Annotated in this window: 2 protein-coding genes; both read left to right on the forward strand. The window is 55.9% G+C overall.

Going from position 1 to position 2,698, the window contains the following annotated elements; translation table 11 throughout:
* Positions 1-174: integrase core domain-containing protein (locus BJF87_RS21745; RefSeq protein WP_139319406.1), on the forward strand; the 174-nt coding region annotated here is incomplete at its 5' end.
* Between the two features lie 740 nt (positions 175-914).
* The gene (locus tag BJF87_RS21750; protein WP_075863894.1) at positions 915-2,075 is read left to right on the forward strand and encodes an acyltransferase; all 1,161 of its coding nucleotides are present in this window, start codon (positions 915-917) and stop codon (positions 2,073-2,075) included.
* Positions 2,076-2,698 lie beyond the last annotated feature (623 nt).

Here is a 2,698-nt window from a genome sequence, read left to right on the forward strand (position 1 = left end):
CGCGACGAGCTGCTCAACTCCTGGCGCTTTGACTCCCTGCGCGAAGCCCGGGTCATCATCGAAGACTGGAGGATCGACTACAACGCCAACCGACCCCATTCGGCCCACCACGGACTCACCCCCGCCGAGTTCGCCCTACAGTGGACCACGACCCACCAACCTCAAGCCGCATAGCGACTGGACCATCGAATGGGTCCCCCTCAGATGAGCAGGCCCACATTTCGTTCCTGCTCAACGGGTCCCGTGCATCACCCCAAATCAGGAACGCGGGGGCGCCACCCTTTGCGATCCGACCTACTCGGCTGTCCATCAAGAAGAGCGCCCCACGTCACCATGGTGAATGTGTCGTCGATCGGTCGGCAAGAACCCGTGTCAACACGCAGTCACCGATGAGTCCCGCGACCACTGATATGTGGGGACACCGCCGGACAGCAGCCAGTCGTGATCGATCGCAAGAACCACTAGGACAGAGAGCCTGTAGCCGCGTTGCTGCACCACCCTCGAGTCGATCACGGCGCTGGCATTTGATCCAATGTGAGACGCCGCCAAACGACTCGCAAGGCGCATGTGTCACTGCAGTCGATCCCATTGCCGGCTAGGTTCTGGCGAATCCGCGACCGCTCGCCTTGATCGAGGTCCCCGCCGCAATCGGACAGATGCCGATCGCTGAAGCGATGGTCCATATTTCCAAGGTCAATGTCCCGTCGTGCGGATAGCTCTCAGACGCCTCGGATCTTGCGGTCTATACACGGGAGTATGGTGCCCATAGTCCCGTGTATAAGTTGAGCCCTGGACAGTCACCCGCCTAGAACCAAAACCCGAAGTTCAACTTTAATAAACATGCATTCAACGACCTCACCTACCCACACGCCCCCGATGCTGCACAGAGCCACCGAGTGAACTAAACTTCGCATGTGAATCAGACTGCTCGGTTCCACATCCCCTCGCTCAACGGCCTCCGCGCTGTCTCAATCCTTGTCGTGTTTATAGGCCACGCAAAGGCACTAGAGCTCACCGTAGGCGGCGGGATCGGCGTTACGATCTTCTTCTTCATTAGCGGCTATCTGATAACAACACTTCTTCGCCGAGAGTATGACCGACATAACACAATCTCTTTGAAGGACTTTTACTACCGCCGTTTCCTAAAAATCATCCCACCAATGGTGGTTACCATTCTCGTGGGCGCAATACTTATTCAAGTCGGAGTCATCGACTTTACAATTTCAGGTCAACAGATCGCAATCATGCTTCTGTTTGCGACCAACTACGCACGAGCTTTTGATTTTGCCGCCATACCTGAACCACTATTCGTTCTATGGTCACTCTCGGTCGAGGAACATTTCTACATAGTATTCCCATTGATATATATTGCACTGAGAAAGTGGATACCAAACCGGATGGTACAGGCCGCCATACTCGTAGCAGCCTGCACGGTGATTCTAGGGTGGCGGTCCCATCTCTATTTTGATGCAGGCGTAGCTTGGCAGCCATTAAATACCCGTACCGACACGCGCGCAGATGCCCTCCTCTGGGGATGCGTCCTTGCTGTCGCGTTTAATCCCGCTCTTGACAAGACACGTGGCACCGTCACGCTATGGAAATGGTTTGCCGCGCCGGCGGGTGCAGCCCTGATCGTTGCAGCCAATCTTGGCACTGGCTTTGAGTCGCATATCGGTTATACCCTCCAGTCCCTGGGAATCGGACTCGTTGTCATTCCCGCCATTCGGTATGCCCACTGGTGGATATTCCGTCCTCTCAACTGGCGAATTGTAGACTGGCTTGGCCGCATTTCGTATTCATTCTATCTCGTTCACTACTTGGTAATCTGGGCAATCGACTCACAGTTCGAGATGAACGGATACCTATCAACACTCGCTTCTTTCGTGATTACAACATTTCTAGCGTGGATGATGTTCAAACTTGTAGAAGAGCCGCTCGCCAAGCTTCGCAGTAAACGGTCGCACGCGGGCGAAAGAGCGAACGGTTCCGAGTCTGAACATGCACAAATCGCCCATCAGACAACCTCTCGTTCAGCGCGATCCGTAGCGGCGCCAAGCGGTACGAGCGAGTCCTAAGTAGAGGCGAGTAGTTTGGTGGCGCAACGACTTCGAGGGACTGCCAATCGTTGCAGTTCCCGTACAACTTTCGACGTATGTAAGCGGCACTACTGACTACCGCTCTTCGCCGACTTCACGGACCGTTACTACCCAATACGGCTACCCGCGGTCTGAACACCGGCTGATCGATAAGCCAAATACCACACCGCGGACTGCCATAATACGAGTCGCGGCGCCCCTTGGACTCCCGACTACTCCGATTGTCTGCACAGTAGAGGCCCCACGGACACTGCCAGCGATTAGCAGCTTCGGCACCTCGGTCCGCGTACGCCAGCTTTATCGCTCGCCTGTGCAGGGACCTCGATGACGCGATCTCACAGAAAGGCCGTCTCCGGCATGCCAACTGAGCGACTACACAAGCCGGTATGCGAGGAGAAATTCGAGCGCCGTTCTGTCTGGCGCCCACACTATCGATTCCTCAGCGGTATCTCCCACGTATGGCCAAGAATATGCCGGCTCTTCCTGATTCAGAGTGCGTCGAGGTGTTGTGCGAGGCCGCCGGAGTGGATGAGTGACCGCAAGATGTAGTGGTTGAGGTTGCGGAAGCCCAACGCGATCCCGCGGAGGTGTTCCAGGCGGCC

This window comes from Gordonia sp. CNJ-863, assembly GCF_001942325.1.
Classification (GTDB): domain Bacteria; phylum Actinomycetota; class Actinomycetes; order Mycobacteriales; family Mycobacteriaceae; genus Gordonia; species Gordonia alkanivorans.